The sequence below is a fragment of the Janthinobacterium sp. KBS0711 genome, from assembly GCF_000988085.1.
Lineage (GTDB): Bacteria > Pseudomonadota > Gammaproteobacteria > Burkholderiales > Burkholderiaceae_D > Janthinobacterium > Janthinobacterium lividum_E.
Genome location: NZ_LBCO01000033.1, coordinates 886,233 through 900,113 on the forward strand (window position 1 = coordinate 886,233; position 13,881 = coordinate 900,113).

10 protein-coding genes are annotated in these 13,881 nt (G+C 61.3%); all 10 read right to left on the reverse strand.

Features of this window, described 5'->3' with window-relative positions; all coding sequences use genetic code 11:
• Nucleotides 1–106: 106 nt before the first annotated feature.
• The 10 genes from infB to VM94_RS22605 all read right to left on the reverse strand — a co-directional run bounded on the left by infB (nt 107) and on the right by VM94_RS22605 (nt 13,877).
• Nucleotides 107–2,965, reverse strand: coding sequence for a translation initiation factor IF-2 (infB, locus tag VM94_RS22565; protein WP_034760145.1), 2,859 nt, complete (start codon nt 2,963–2,965; stop codon nt 107–109).
• A gap of 46 nt (nt 2,966–3,011) precedes the next feature.
• Nucleotides 3,012–4,577 (reverse strand): transcription termination factor NusA, encoded by a 1,566-nt coding sequence (gene nusA / locus VM94_RS22570; protein WP_034782529.1) that lies wholly within the window; start codon nt 4,575–4,577, stop codon nt 3,012–3,014.
• Nucleotides 4,574–5,062: a ribosome maturation factor RimP gene (gene rimP / locus VM94_RS22575; RefSeq protein WP_034760462.1), complete on the reverse strand. Its 489-nt coding sequence runs from the start codon at nt 5,060–5,062 to the stop codon at nt 4,574–4,576. The genes nusA and rimP overlap by 4 nt, the downstream gene beginning before the upstream one ends.
• Nucleotides 5,063–5,406: 344 nt before the next feature.
• Nucleotides 5,407–7,494: a 23S rRNA pseudouridine(2605) synthase RluB gene (gene rluB, locus VM94_RS22580; protein ID WP_046685398.1), complete on the reverse strand. Its 2,088-nt coding sequence runs from the start codon at nt 7,492–7,494 to the stop codon at nt 5,407–5,409.
• Nucleotides 7,487–8,281: an SMC-Scp complex subunit ScpB gene (scpB, locus tag VM94_RS22585; RefSeq protein WP_046685399.1), complete on the reverse strand. Its 795-nt coding sequence runs from the start codon at nt 8,279–8,281 to the stop codon at nt 7,487–7,489. Before scpB ends, rluB begins: the two co-directional genes overlap by 8 nt.
• A gap of 204 nt (nt 8,282–8,485) precedes the next feature.
• On the reverse strand, nt 8,486–8,662 hold the full coding sequence (locus tag VM94_RS28625) for a hypothetical protein (RefSeq protein WP_160309317.1): 177 nt from the start codon (nt 8,660–8,662) through the stop codon (nt 8,486–8,488).
• An 18-nt stretch (nt 8,663–8,680) separates the two neighbouring features.
• Complete coding sequence (locus tag VM94_RS22590) at nt 8,681–9,700, reverse strand: glucokinase (protein ID WP_046685400.1); 1,020 nt, start codon at nt 9,698–9,700, stop codon at nt 8,681–8,683.
• A 376-nt stretch (nt 9,701–10,076) separates the two neighbouring features.
• Nucleotides 10,077–11,039 (reverse strand): VTT domain-containing protein, encoded by a 963-nt coding sequence (locus tag VM94_RS22595; protein ID WP_034760160.1) that lies wholly within the window; start codon nt 11,037–11,039, stop codon nt 10,077–10,079.
• A 27-nt stretch (nt 11,040–11,066) separates the two neighbouring features.
• Nucleotides 11,067–12,758, reverse strand: coding sequence for an ABC transporter ATP-binding protein (locus tag VM94_RS22600; RefSeq protein WP_046685401.1), 1,692 nt, complete (start codon nt 12,756–12,758; stop codon nt 11,067–11,069).
• 9 nt (nt 12,759–12,767) lie between these two features.
• Nucleotides 12,768–13,877 (reverse strand): ABC transporter permease, encoded by a 1,110-nt coding sequence (locus VM94_RS22605; RefSeq protein WP_046685402.1) that lies wholly within the window; start codon nt 13,875–13,877, stop codon nt 12,768–12,770.
• Between the last annotated feature and the right edge of the window lie 4 nt (nt 13,878–13,881).

Here is a 13,881-nt window from a genome sequence, read left to right on the forward strand (position 1 = left end):
GCTGTCCTAAGTGCCGCAGGGCGCATGGGTCAAACGGTTGCCCGTTGACCAATGCGCCCCACGTGTTTGCGCGGACATCACTATGTCCGCGCCATTGCTTCTGTGATTACAGGGTACGAGCGATTTCCTGGACTTCGAACACTTCCAGCGTGTCGCCAACCTGAATGTCGTTGTAGTTCTTCAACGACAGGCCGCACTCGAGACCGGCGCGAACTTCTTTCGCATCGTCCTTGAAGCGTTTCAGGGAGTCGATCTCGCCGCTCCACACCACGATGTTGTTGCGCAACAGGCGGACGGAAGAAGCACGCTTGACCACGCCATCGGTGACCAGGCAACCGGCAATCGCGCCCACTTTCGAGACCAGGATAACCTGGCGGATCTCGACCTGGCCGATGACGGTTTCGCGTTTCTCTGGTGCCAACATGCCCGACAACGCCGATTTGATCTCGTCGATCGCATCGTAAATGATGTTGTAGTAGCGAATGTCCACGCCATTCGACTCGGCCAGCTTGCGTGCCTGGGCATCAGCACGGGCGTTAAAGCCGATGATGACCGCTTTCGAGGCGACTGCCAGGTTGACGTCCGATTCCGTGATGCCGCCGACGGCTGCGTGCACAACTTGTACGCGCACTTCGGAGGTCGACAGTTTCTGCAGCGAACCGACCAGCGCTTCTTGCGAACCTTGCACGTCGGTTTTGATGATCAGCGGCAAGTTTTTCACTTCGCCTTCGGCCATCTGGTCGAACATGTTTTCCAGTTTCGCAGCTTGCTGTTTCGCCAGTTTCACGTCGCGGAACTTACCTTGACGGAACAGACCGATTTCACGCGCTTTGCGCTCGTCAGCCATGACGACGACTTCTTCACCGGCAACCGGCACTTCCGTCAAGCCCTGGATTTCGACCGGAATCGAAGGACCGGCTTCAGCGATCGACTTGCCGTTCTCGTCCAGCATGGCGCGAACACGGCCATACGAAGAGCCAGCCAGAATCACGTCGCCGCGCTTCAGGGTACCGGACTGCACCAGGATCGTCGCGACAGGACCACGGCCCTTGTCCAGACGTGCCTCGACGACCAGGCCGCGCGCAGGTGCATCGACCGGTGCCGTCAGCTCCAGCACCTCGGCTTGCAACAGCACTTGTTCCAGCAGGTCGTCGATACCTTGACCCGTTTTGGCCGAGACCGGCACGAATGGCGATTCGCCACCGTATTCTTCCGGCACGACTTGTTCTGCGACCAGTTCCTGCGTCACGCGGTCCACGTTGCCACCCGGTTTGTCGACCTTGTTGATCGCCACCACCAGCGGTACGCCGGCTGCTTTTGCATGGGCAATCGCTTCTTTCGTTTGCGGCATCACGCCATCGTCGGCGGCAACCACCAGAATGACGATGTCGGTTGCCTTGGCGCCACGGGCACGCATCGCGGTAAACGCTTCGTGGCCCGGGGTGTCGAGGAAGGTGATCATGCCGCGTGGCGTATCGACGTGGTAAGCGCCGATATGCTGCGTAATGCCACCGGCTTCGCCGGATGCAACCTTGGCGCGACGGATGTAATCGAGCAACGAGGTCTTACCATGGTCGACGTGACCCATGACGGTGACCACCGGTGCGCGTGGCTTGGTTTCGAAGTGCGCGTGTTCGCCCACATCGGCCAGCAGCGCTTCCGGATCGTCCAGTTCGGCGGCGAACGCCTTGTGGCCCATTTCTTCCACCAGAATCATGGCGGTTTCCTGGTCCAGCACCTGGTTGATCGTGCACATCTGGCCCAATTTCATCAAATGCTTGATGACTTCGGATGCCTTGACGGACATTTTGTGCGCCAGTTCGGCCACGGTGATCGTTTCCGGTACGTGCACGTCTTTGACGACGGCTTCCGTAGGAGCCTGGAAGTTCGATTCACGGTCGTCATGGTGCGTCGGGCGACGGCCCTTCGCGCCACCGCGCCAGCTGTCACGGCCGCCTGGGCCGCTATTGCCGCGTGGCTTGGGACCACCGGTGGTGCCGCGTTTTTTCGCGTCATCGGACCAGGTGGACGACACATTGGCCGACTTGATCGATTTCTTGTCTGCAACAGCAGGCTTCTTGTCGCCCGGCTTGTCGCCAGGCTTCTTGTCAGCAGGCTTGTGCAGGGTGCCTTCCGGCGCCTTCGGCTTGACGGGAACCGGTACGGGTTCCGGTGCCTTGATGGCGCGGCGTGGCGCGTTCATCATGGCCTTGATCTGGGCAACTTCGTCGGCAACGGCCTTGCGTGCACGCTCGGTGGCTTCCGCTTTGTCAGCGGCTTCCTTGGCGGCAACAGCAGCGGCAGCCGCTTTCTTCTTCGCTTCTTCAGCGGCAGCAGCTTTTTTCGCTTCGGCGGCGGCGTCGTCAACGACAGGCGCAGCGGCGCTGGCGGCAGGCGCAGCAGCAGCTTTGGCGGCAGCTTTCTTCGCTTCTGCTTCAGCTTCTTTCTTCGCAGCCAATTCAGCCTGTTGCGTGGCTTTCGCCTGGGCTTCTTTTTCCGCGTCGAGCTTGGCCAGACGTTCTTGCTTTTCGCGCAGATCGGCTTCCTGGCGGGCGATCAGTTCAGCCTGTTTACGGGCTTCTTCTTCACGGCGCGCCACGTCGGCGGGATCAATCACCGGTGCGGCAGGCGCGACCGGTTCTGCCGCGACCGGCGCAGCTTCGTCACGCTGGACGAAAGTGCGTTTCTTGCGCACTTCCACCTGGATGGTGCGCGATTTGCCGGTGGCGTCAGCTTGCTTGATCTCAGTCGTTTCCTTGCGGGTCACGGTGATTTTTTTCTTTTCTGTGTCAGCCGCTGCGCCGTGTGTGCGGCGCAGATGATCCAAAAGCTTGTCCTTATCATCTTTCGACAATGGATCTGACGTCGAACTTTTCTCGACGCCGGCAGAACGCAGCTGCGTCAGCAGCAAATCTGCAGGCATCTTCAGTTCGGTGGCAAATTGGGCTACGTTGTTACTCGCCATTCAGTCCTCTTTTCTATGTGTCGCGGAGATGATAAAGATACTCAAATTAAGCCTTTGCGGATTCGGCCAGACTCCATGCCTTGGCTTGCAACGCCTTGGCACGATCGTCGTATTTCGAGTCAACCAACTTCATCTCATCGTCGGTCACATCTTTAAATTCACTTGTAATCAGTTCACGCGCACGGTCCGCAGACAAGGCCAGGATTGCGCCAAATTCGTCGTATGCCAGTGCTGCAAATGCTTCAACGGTCTTGATACCAGCCAGACCCAGCTTGCCGGCGGTAATGCGGTCCATGCCTTCCAGACCCACCAACGCCTCGTCCATGCCTTCCAGACCCTCTTCCGAAGCAATCGCTTCGGTAACGAGCGCATCACGCGCACGGGTACGGAGTTCATTGACGGTATCTTCGTCAAACGATTCGATTTCCAGCATTTCGGAAATTGGCACGTAAGCGATTTCTTCCAGACTGGCGAAACCTTCTTCCACCAGAATATCGGCCACTTCCTGGTCGACATCGAGCTTTTCCATGAACAGGATGCGCACGGCAGCCGTTTCCTGGGCAGCTTTGTCAGCCGATTCTTCGGCCGTCATGATGTTGATCTTCCAGCCGGTCAGGTCCGAGGCCAGGCGCACGTTCTGGCCGGAACGACCAATCGCGATTGCCAGGTTTTCTTCGTCCACGACGACATCCATCGCGTGTTTTTCTTCATCGACCATGATCGACGACACGTTCGCCGGCGCCAGGGCGCCGATGACGAACTGCGCCGGATCTTCCGACCACAGCACGATGTCGACACGTTCGCCACCGAGTTCGCCGGTGACAGCCTGCACGCGCGAACCGCGCATGCCGACGCAAGTACCGATCGGGTCGATGCGCTTGTCGGCCGTGTAGACGGCGATCTTGGCGCGCACGCCGGCATCGCGGGCTGCGGATTTGATTTCCAGCATGCCTTGCTCGATTTCCGGCACTTCCAGTTCGAACAGCTTCATGATGAATTCCGGCGCGGTGCGCGACAGAATCACTTGCGGGCCGCGCATGTTGCGGTCGATACGCAAGATGAAGGCACGCACACGGTCGCCGATACGCAGATTCTCTTTCGGGATCATCTGGTCGCGTGGCAGACGCGCTTCGATCTTGCCAGATTCGACGATGGCGTCGCCGCGTTCCATGCGCTTGATGGTGCCGGTAACGAGCGAATCGCCGCGTTCCAGGAAGTCGACCAGGATCTGTTCGCGTTCGGCGTCACGTACACGCTGCAGGACGACCTGTTTGGTATCCTGGGCGAAACGGCGGCCGAATTCGACGGATTCGATCGGTTCTTCGATGTGGTCATCGACTTCGATATCGGAAATCTGTTCTTTTGCCTCGAAATGCAGGATCTCCTGATCCGGCAATTGCAGGCCCGCTTCATCGGGCACGACGTGCCAGCGGCGGAACGATTCGAATTCGCCCGTTTCGCGGTCGATCGAAACGCGGATGTCTACCTCACCCTCATACCGTTTCTTCGTGGCTTGCGCCAACGCGAATTCGAGGGCGCCGAAGACGACATCTTTATCGACGTTTTTTTCGCGCGCCAGCGCGTCAACCAATAATAAAACTTCGCGGCTCATGCTTTGCGTCCCTTAAAAACCACCTGCGGCACCAAGCGTGCCTTATCCACATCGGCGAGCGTAAACTCCAACATCGCCGGACCATCCTTACCTTCAAATTCCAACGACAATTTATCGCCCACGGGTTCTTGCAGAATCCCCTGGAACGATTTCCGGTTGTTCGTACCCGGCATCGCCACAGTCAGCTTGACGATGATTTCCTGGCCTGCGAAACGGACGAAGTCTTCCAGCTTGCGCACCGGACGATCAAGACCCGGGGAAGAAATCTCGAGACGCTCGTAAGGAACGTTCTCTACCGTCAACACATGCGATAACTGGTGACTCACCGTGGCACAGTCTTCGACCGTGATCGGACCTTTTTCAGCGGCATCGGCGGCGCTGAAATCAATAAAGACGCGCAGCAGTCCGCGCTCGGCACGTTCGACATCAACGAGCTCATAGCCCAGACCAGTAACTGTCTTTTCAATTAATCCCAACTGCTGCAAGAAATTCTCCAGAAATAAGGCCCGTTTTCGGCATGACAGCGCCGCAATGAGCGCCGACACCATGCAAAAACACGCATTCAAGTCATATATGGCCCCTTGCGGAGCCATTACAAACGGTTCAACAAAAAAAAAATGGGCATCTGCCCATCTTCTTGTATTTCCCCAACCAGATGAAAGCACTCCCCACCAAACAACCCTGCGGAGAACTTTTATTAGGCTGCAGATTATAACCTCTTATTAACTTCGCCGCAATGCCGCACACGAGGAGCGGCCCGGCTTACAACAGTTACAAGAGCGCGCACCCGCGGCAGATCGGCGGGCGCGCAAGAAGAAACTCTTCCCGATTAACCTTTGCTGCGGCGGCGCGGCATGCCATCCATGCCGCCACGATCCATGCCGCCACGCGGCTGGCCACCGGAACGCGCTTGCCCACCGGCGCCACCGCCCGCATTGCGGCGCGGACCCGTGTTGGCAAAGCCGAATGCCGTTTGCAGCGGATCGGGCTGGCGCGGACCGCGCTGCGGTGCGCGGCCTTCACCACCACCGGCCGGACGGCCCTGACCCTGTCCTGCCGCACGCGGCGGACGGCCCTGGCCTTGCGGCGCGCCTTCGAACGATGCCGACGAACGGGGCTGGCCGCCCTGGAACGGGCCTTGCGGCTGGCCGCGGCCAGGACCACGCGCTTCGCCTGGACGGCCGGCGCCGCCTGGGCGGCCCTGGCCTTGCGGACGGGCAAACTGGCCTTGCGGCTGGCCACGGCGCGGCGCGACCGGGAATGGATCGGCGTTGCGGTTGCTTACATCGATGCGGTTGCCATTCGGCTCGTCATCGCGGCTCGCCTTGCGCGCTTCGCGGCCCTTGGCGGCGCCAGCGGCACGGGGATCGCCCGATGCCGGCATTTTCTTTTCGATGCCGTAGGCGGTCAACAGATCGCGCACGGTGTTTTCATCCATTTCTTCCCAGCGGCCGCGCTTCAGGCCGCTCGGCAGGGTCATGGCGCCGTAGCGGGTACGGATCAGGCGCGACACGGTCAGGCCGATGGCTTCGAACATGCGGCGCACTTCGCGGTTACGGCCTTCGCCGATCACCACGCGGTACCACTTGTTGATGCCTTCGCCGCCGCCATCGGCGATCTTCGAGAACTGCGCCAGGCCGTCTTCCAGCTCGACGCCGGCCAGCAGTTTCTGGCGCATGCCCTCTTCCAGCTCGCCCAGGGTACGCACGGCGTACTCGCGGTCGATGCCGTAGCGCGGGTGCATCAGACGGTTGGCCAGGTCACCGGAGGTGGTAAACAGCAGCAAGCCTTCCGTGTTGAAATCGAGGCGGCCAACGGCCAGCCATTTGCCCGCCTTCATGGTCGGCAGGCGGTCGAACACGGATGGACGGCCGTCCGGGTCGTTGTGGCTGACGATTTCGCCGGCCGGCTTGTGGTACACCAAGACGCGCGGCGGCTTCTTGCTGACGCGGCGCTGGATCAACTTGCCGTTGATGCGCACGTGATCGCTCGGCAGGATGCGCTGGCCGATGTGGGCCGGCTCGCCATTCACGGACACGCGGCCCGAAATGATCAGGTCTTCCATGTCGCGGCGCGAACCGAGACCGGCTTCAGCCAGCACCTTGTGCAGCTTCGGCGCGTCGTCGTCGGACGTCAGGTCGCGGCGCACGGCCACTTTCTGTACGCGGCCCGTGCCGCCCTCTTCGCTGTCGAACGCGTCGGAGGTAACGAACGAGAAGACAGCATCAGCGTCGCTGAGCTTACCTGGCGCAGCCTGGCGGCCCTTGCCCTTTTTACGGCTCTTGCCGGCATTCTTGCCAGCACCCGGCACGTCGTTGCGCGGACCGCGCGGCAGGCGCGGACCGGAAACGAGGTTGCCTTCGGCATCGAACACATCGGCGACAGGCGCGGCGGCTTGCTCTGCGGCAGTAGGTGCAGCTTCGGCCGCCTGCGGCGCTTCGGCGCGCGGCGGCTGGCGCAGGGCGCGTTCCGCCTGCACGCCACGCATCTGGCGCGGACCGCGGGTCGGGCGCGCTTCGGCCGGCTTGTCAGCGACGGCTTCCGGCGCCGTTTCAGCGACGGCGGCAGCGGCCTTGGCGGCGGCGCGGGCGCGCGGCGGACGCGGCGCAGGGGCGGCGACCGCCTCGGCAGCCGCTTCCGCGGCGTCGGCCACGGCCTTCAGGGCAGGCTTGGCGCGGGTTTTCTTGGCGGCTGGCGCAGCTTCGGTTTCAGCAGTGGCGACGACGGAGGATTCAGCAACTGAGTTGGCGGCCACGTCGGCTTTCGTGCGGCGCTTCGGCTTGGCAGCGGCGGTGTCGCCGGCAGCAACGGCAGCGGCCGTATCGGCTTCGATCTGGGCCTTGGTGCGGCGCTTGGGCTTGGCAACGATGGCTTCGTCGCTGGCGGTTACTGTCTCGGGTGTGTTCGGATTATTCATTCTTCGTTTCTTGGCTGTGCTGACCTGGCGCAGCGTCAACCGTTAGTTCTGGCGCAGGGTCGTGAGTGTAGGCTTCGTCCGTGGGCGAAGCATCGGGGCCGGCATCAAGGCTTGCTGTCACATCTACATCTGTCACAGCCGTATTGCTACCTGCACCAAGCTGGGGGACAAGCTCATTGCTTGCCTTGTCAAAATTTTCCTGCAGGGCCGCTTCCAGGGCTTCGAGCCCATTGCCCTGCATCTCGCTGATTTGCTGCAACGGCGGCAGCTGGGACAGCGATTGCAAACCCAGGTCATCCAAAAACTGCTTGGTGGTGGCCAGCAAGGCCGGCCGTCCCACCACGTCGCGGTAGCCGATGGCGTCGACCCAGCCACGGTCTTCCAGCATCTTGATCGTCTGCGAATTGACGGCGACGCCGCGAATTTCCTCGATATCGCCACGCGTCACCGGCTGGCGGTAGGCGATGATGGCGAGCGTTTCCAGGGTTGCCCGCGAATACTTGGGCGGCCGCTCGGGCGTCATGCGATCGAGATACATCTTCATTTCCGGGCGGCTTTGAAAGCGCCAGCCCGACGCCAGACTGACGATCTCGATGCCGCGCCCTTCCCACTCCTGCCGCAACTCTTCCAGCAATTGCTTGATCGTGTCGGCACCAACGCCGACACCGCGCACGCGACCATTCTCGTCCGCATCGACGAACAGCTTTTTCAAGCTGTGGATCGTCAGCGACTCACGAGCGCACAGCAACGCGGTTTCGAGGACTTTTTTAGCCTCAATTGTATTCATAGCAATTCTGTGCGGATGTGTGTTGCAATTCGTATGCAGAGAAAGAAATCAAAAACGTTCATTTCAACGTAACAGATGGCAGACATCGATGATGACGCCGTGCTGGGTTACTAGTTGAGGCTGTTTTTCCGACGCCTTGGCCGATGCGCGCAAAGCGGGACTAAAGCGGATGCAGTGAAAGTCCTGCCATCCATGGTGCTGGCCTTAAATAACCAGCAATGAAACGAACTCCGGAGCAGCTGCTTTTCCCGTGGCGGCGAACCAGCCAGACAGGAGAGCGACAGTCGTCGTTTCATCCAACGATGCCAATTGTACCTGATAAAAAGCGGAAAAGCGCAAAACCGGGCAAAACACGCGTTTTACCCGGCCCTGGCGCGACATATCGCCCCTGCTCGCGCATCACTGGGAGGCGAGTTTCTCCGAGAGAATGGCCGATGCGCCCAGGAAAGCTGGGTACTGAGCCGTGATGACGAAGGTCGGCACTTGCGAGACATAATTGGCGAAGCGGCCCTTGCGCTCGAAGCGGGCGCGGAAACCGGAGCGGTCGAAACGCGCGCCCAGGCGTGGCACGATGCCGCCGCCGATATAAATGCCGCCCAGCGCACCGAGGGTCACGGCGACGTTGCCCGCCACGGTGCCCAGCATGCAGCAGAACGCTTCGATGACGTCGTCGCACAGCTGGGATTCGCCGGCCAGCGCACGGCGCGTGATTTCCGCAGCAGGCAAGTCTTCCGCCGGCACGCCGGCGCGGTCGGCCAGGGCGCGGTAGATCAGTTCCAGGCCATCGCCGGAAATCAGGCGTTCGGCCGAGACGTGCTCGTATTCGCGCCAGGCGAATTGCAGAATGCTCACTTCCACTTCATTGAACGGCGCAAAGCTGACGTGGCCGCCTTCGCTTTGCAGGGCGATCCAGCCGCCATGCGATGGAATCAGACCCGACACGCCCAGGCCCGTGCCGGCGCCGATCAGGCCGATGGCCGTGTTCGGACGGGCCGTACCCGCGCCCACCTGGTGCTTCTGCTCGTTTGATAGCTGCGGCAAGGCGCGTGCCAGGGCCGTGAAATCGTTGACCACGTCCAGAGTCGTGAAACCGCACTCTTCGCGCATGGCGCGGATCGAGAACGACCAGTGATGGTTCGTCATGCTGAGGAAATCGCCGTCGACCGGGTTGGCGATGGCAATCACGGCATGACGCACGGCTTGCCCGCCGGCGGCAGCGATGTGCGGCAGGGCCAGGTAGGCTTGCAGGGCGGCGGACAGGCTCGGGTAATCGGCACAGGGCAACACTTCCACCAGGGTGATGTGGCCAGCGGCCACTTCCAGGGCGAAACGGGCATTGGTGCCGCCCACGTCGGCCAGCAGGCGCGGTCCATCGGCAAAGGCGGAAGTCGGCAGTACGGGTGAAGACGAAGCGCTCATGATTTTAAATGATGAAGTGGGACGCATGGGACGCCAAGCTTAAAGGATGAATGCGCCCGGAGGCAAGCAAAGTTTGTAGTTTAAGTACATCAAAACAAGCCTTTATTGGTAGTTCCACTCCAAATGCAACAGGCAATGCCAAAATTGCTTAGAAACAATGATTTATAGTAAGTGCTTGCACTCATCAGGCGCGAGAAAAGCATGCTGCACAGCAGCAGGAGTCGCCCTGAAAACAGAGTATGCCGGAGTTTGCGCAAAGCCGCTTGTACGCGGCAGCGCTGGTGCGTCGCTGCCGTCCTGACGGTGCCGCAAAGGTGGTTTCGTATTATTACTACCGGCTTTTTCTACCGGTCTGGCGCGCCGGAGGCAGCGCGAATCAGGAGGGCAAGCCTTCGCCCAGCAGGCTGGCGGGCGCCGGCTGGTCCGAGCGATAGGCGGCATTCCAGGCATCGAGGCCGCCATGCAGGGGCTTGGCCCGGTGAAAGCCGTGCTGGTGCAGCAGCTTGGCCACTTGCGCGGCCGTCACGTCGTTGGGACAGCTGCAATACACGATGATGTGGCGGTCCTTGTCCATGGCGATCATGGCGGGCACCGGCTCCTTGCCATTGAAGAACAAGGCGCCCGGCACGGCCGGTTCCAGCGCCTGCGCCGTGGCACTGCGCGCGTCGACCATCAGCGGCTCCTCGCCCTGCTCTATGAGCTCGAGCAATTCATCGATGCCGATGCGCTCGATCTGCAAGGCCTGGCGGAAACGCCGGCGTTCAAGGAATTTGTACAGCAGGAACAAGCCCAGCAAGGTGGCCAGCATCAGCAAGGCCGTGCTGCCCATGGTGCTGAGCAAGTCGAGCACCTGCTGCACGCTGGCATGGAAAATCACGCCGACGACGATGCCCGTGCCACTCCACAGCAAGGCGCCCAGGCCCGCGTACAGGAAGAACAGGCCAGGCGGCGTACCCAGCGCGCCCGACATCGGAGCGGCCACGGTATTGAATCCCGGCACGAACTTGGAGACGATCAGGGCTTTCGGGCCCCAGCGCTTGAATTTGTCTTCCGTCTGGCTGACGCAGTAATCGGGCGACAGCGAGATGCGGCACAGCAGCCGCAGGATGCGCTTGCCGAAATGGCGGCCCGCGCGGAACCACGTAAAGTCGCTGATCAGGCAGGCACTCAATGCGGCGGCCAGCACCAGCGCCCCATTCATGTCGCCATCGACGGCCAGCGCTCCCGCCACCACGAGGATGGGAAAGGCGGGAATCGGCAGGCCGAGCTGCTCCACCAGCACGATGCCAAAGACAATCAGGACACCGTAATGTTCGAGCAGATAAATGAGGTTGGGCATGGCCGCTATCTTACCGTAAAAGCGTGTTTAGATTTGCACGCCCTTCGGTATGGCGCTCAATAAGGTGCGTGTGTACGGATGCACGGGATTGCGGTACAGCTCATCCGAATCGGCCAGTTCCACCACTTGCCCCTTGTGCATCACCATCACTTGGTCGGCGATGTATTTCACCACGGATAAGTCGTGCGAAATGAAGATGTAGGACAGGCCGAATTCATCCTGCAAGTCCTGCAACAAATTGAGCACCTGCGCCTGCACGGACACGTCCAGCGCCGACACGGATTCGTCGCAGACGAGGATTTCCGGCTGCATGGTCAGGCAGCGGGCAATGGCGATACGCTGGCGTTGGCCGCCCGAGAACTCGTGCGGATAGCGGTGGAAGGCCTGTTCCGGCAAGCCGACCTTGTCGAGCAGCCAGTAGGCCTTGGCGATGCGTTCCTTGTCATCGGCGCCGATGTTGTGGATGCGCATGGGTTCGAGCAGGATCTGCCCCACCGTAAAGCGGGGGTTCAGCGACGCATACGGATTCTGGAAGATGATCTGGATGCGGCGTTTATACGGCAGATACTCCCTGTTCGGCATGGCAATCAAATCCTTGCCGTGGAACATGGCCGTGCCGCCCGTTGCCTGGTGCAGGCGCAGCAGGGTCAAGCCCACCGTCGTCTTGCCGGAGCCGGACTCGCCCACTACGCCCAGGGTCTTGCCGCGCGGTAAAGTGAACGACACATCCTTGACGGCCTGGAATTCGCGCTTGCCGAACAGGCCTTCGCGCGTATAAAAGCTTTTGCTCAGGTTATTCACCACCAGCACGGGCTCGTCGCCCGGCGTATAGCCACGCGTGCGCTGCTTCACCTCGACGCCGGGACCGGCCTTGCCTTCCATGTAATCGGCAATGACGGGCAGGCGCCATGGGCGCTCGTCGAGCGATGGGCGGCAATGCAGCAGGGCCTTGGTATAACTGTCTTGCGGCGCCTCGAACACTTGCCGTACCTCGCCCGTCTCGCGCACTTCGCCGTGGCGCATGACGATCACCTGGTCGGCGATCTCTCCCACCAGGCCCAGGTCATGGGTAATGAAGAGCACGGACATCTGGTGTTTCTTTTGCAGCGCCGCGATCAAGTCCATGATCTGCTTCTGGATCGTCACGTCCAGCGCCGTCGTCGGTTCGTCCGCGATCAAGAGTTTCGGTTCGCAGGCGATCGCCATGGCGATCATCACGCGCTGCTGCTGGCCGCCCGACATCTGGCTCGGGTAGGCGTCGATCTTCGTGGCCGGGTCGGGAATGCCCACTTCCTCGAGCAGGGCCAGCGTGCGCGCCCGCGCCTGCTTGCGGTTCATGCCCATGTGCTGGCGCAACACTTCGGCGATCTGAAAGCCGACGGTGAACACGGGATTGAGCGACGACATCGGCTCCTGGAAGATCATCGAGATATCCTTGCCGCACATGGTGCGCCGCTCGGCGATCGACAGTTGCAGCAAATCGCGCCCGCCGAAATAAATGCTCGAGGCGGGGGCTATGATGGTGTTATCCGGCGGCAGCAAGCCCATCACGGCCAGCGAGCTGACGGACTTGCCGCTGCCCGATTCGCCCACCAGAGCGACGGTGCTGTTGCGCGGCACGTTGAACGAGATGCCCTTGACGGCTTCGAACGTGGTCTTCTTGTCCAGGCGGAAGGTGACGCGCAGGTCGCGCACTTCCAACAGGTTATTCTGGTCCATGAGCAACTCCTATTTTACTTTGGGGTCGAGCGCATCGCGCAAGGCATCGGTAAACAGCGAGAACGCCGTCACCAGCACGGCCATCGCCGTGGCGGCGGCCGTCAGCTGCCACCATTTGCCCAGGATCAGTTCATTTTGTGCCTCGTTGAGCATGCTGCCCCACGAGACGGTGCCCACCGGCACGCCAAAGCCGAGGAAGCTCAGGATCACTTCCGCCTTGATGAAGCCCACGACCAGAATCGACATTTGCACCAGGGCCACGTGGCTCACGTTCGGGAAGATGTGGGAAAACATCTTGCGCCAGTGCGAGGCGCCGATGGCATCGGCCGCCATCACGTATTCGCGCGCCTTGTGCTTGATGTATTCGGCGCGGATCAAACGGTACGGCCCCGTCCAGCCCGTCAAGCCCAGGATCAGCACGATGGTCAGCACGCCCTTCTGCTGCAGCACGGCCGCCACGGTGAGAATCATCAGGATCGAGGGGATCGAGGTGAAGATGCTGTAGAACCAGTTGAAGAAGTCATCGACGACGCCGCCGAAGTAACCCGACACGGCGCCAAACAGCGTGCCCAGCACGACGGCCAGCAAGGCCGCCACCAGGCCCACGACGATCGACGTTTCGCCGCCCTTGATGGTTTTCTGGATGATGTCATGGCCCCACTTGTCGGCGCCGAACGGCAGTGTCGCCGCCTTGTGCGTGACGAGTTTCTTGGCCTTGCCCATGCCGGCGCGCAAGGCCGTCAAGTCGTCGGCCAGCGGGTCGGTGACGCCGTACATCTCCACGCCAGCGGAAGGGTTACTACCCATCTGGGCGCGCAGTTCGGCGATATCGTCGGCCAGCGGATCGAGCACGTTGACGGGCGTGGGCGCGCTGCGCTCATCGGCCAGCGGAATGGCGCCGTCGGCGGCCACGTCCTTGTCGGCGCCCACAAACGTGGGCGGCGCGTAGCTGACAGCCACTTCGTCTTCCCAGTTCGAGGCCACCAGGCCGCTGGCGGACGCCAGCACCAGCAGGAAAAAAGCGCCGACCATGGCCAGCGATACCATTGCAATCTTGTCGCCGCGCAAACGGCGCCACGCCAGGGCCCACAGGCCGGGCGATGTATGAGGTTTCGACATCGTC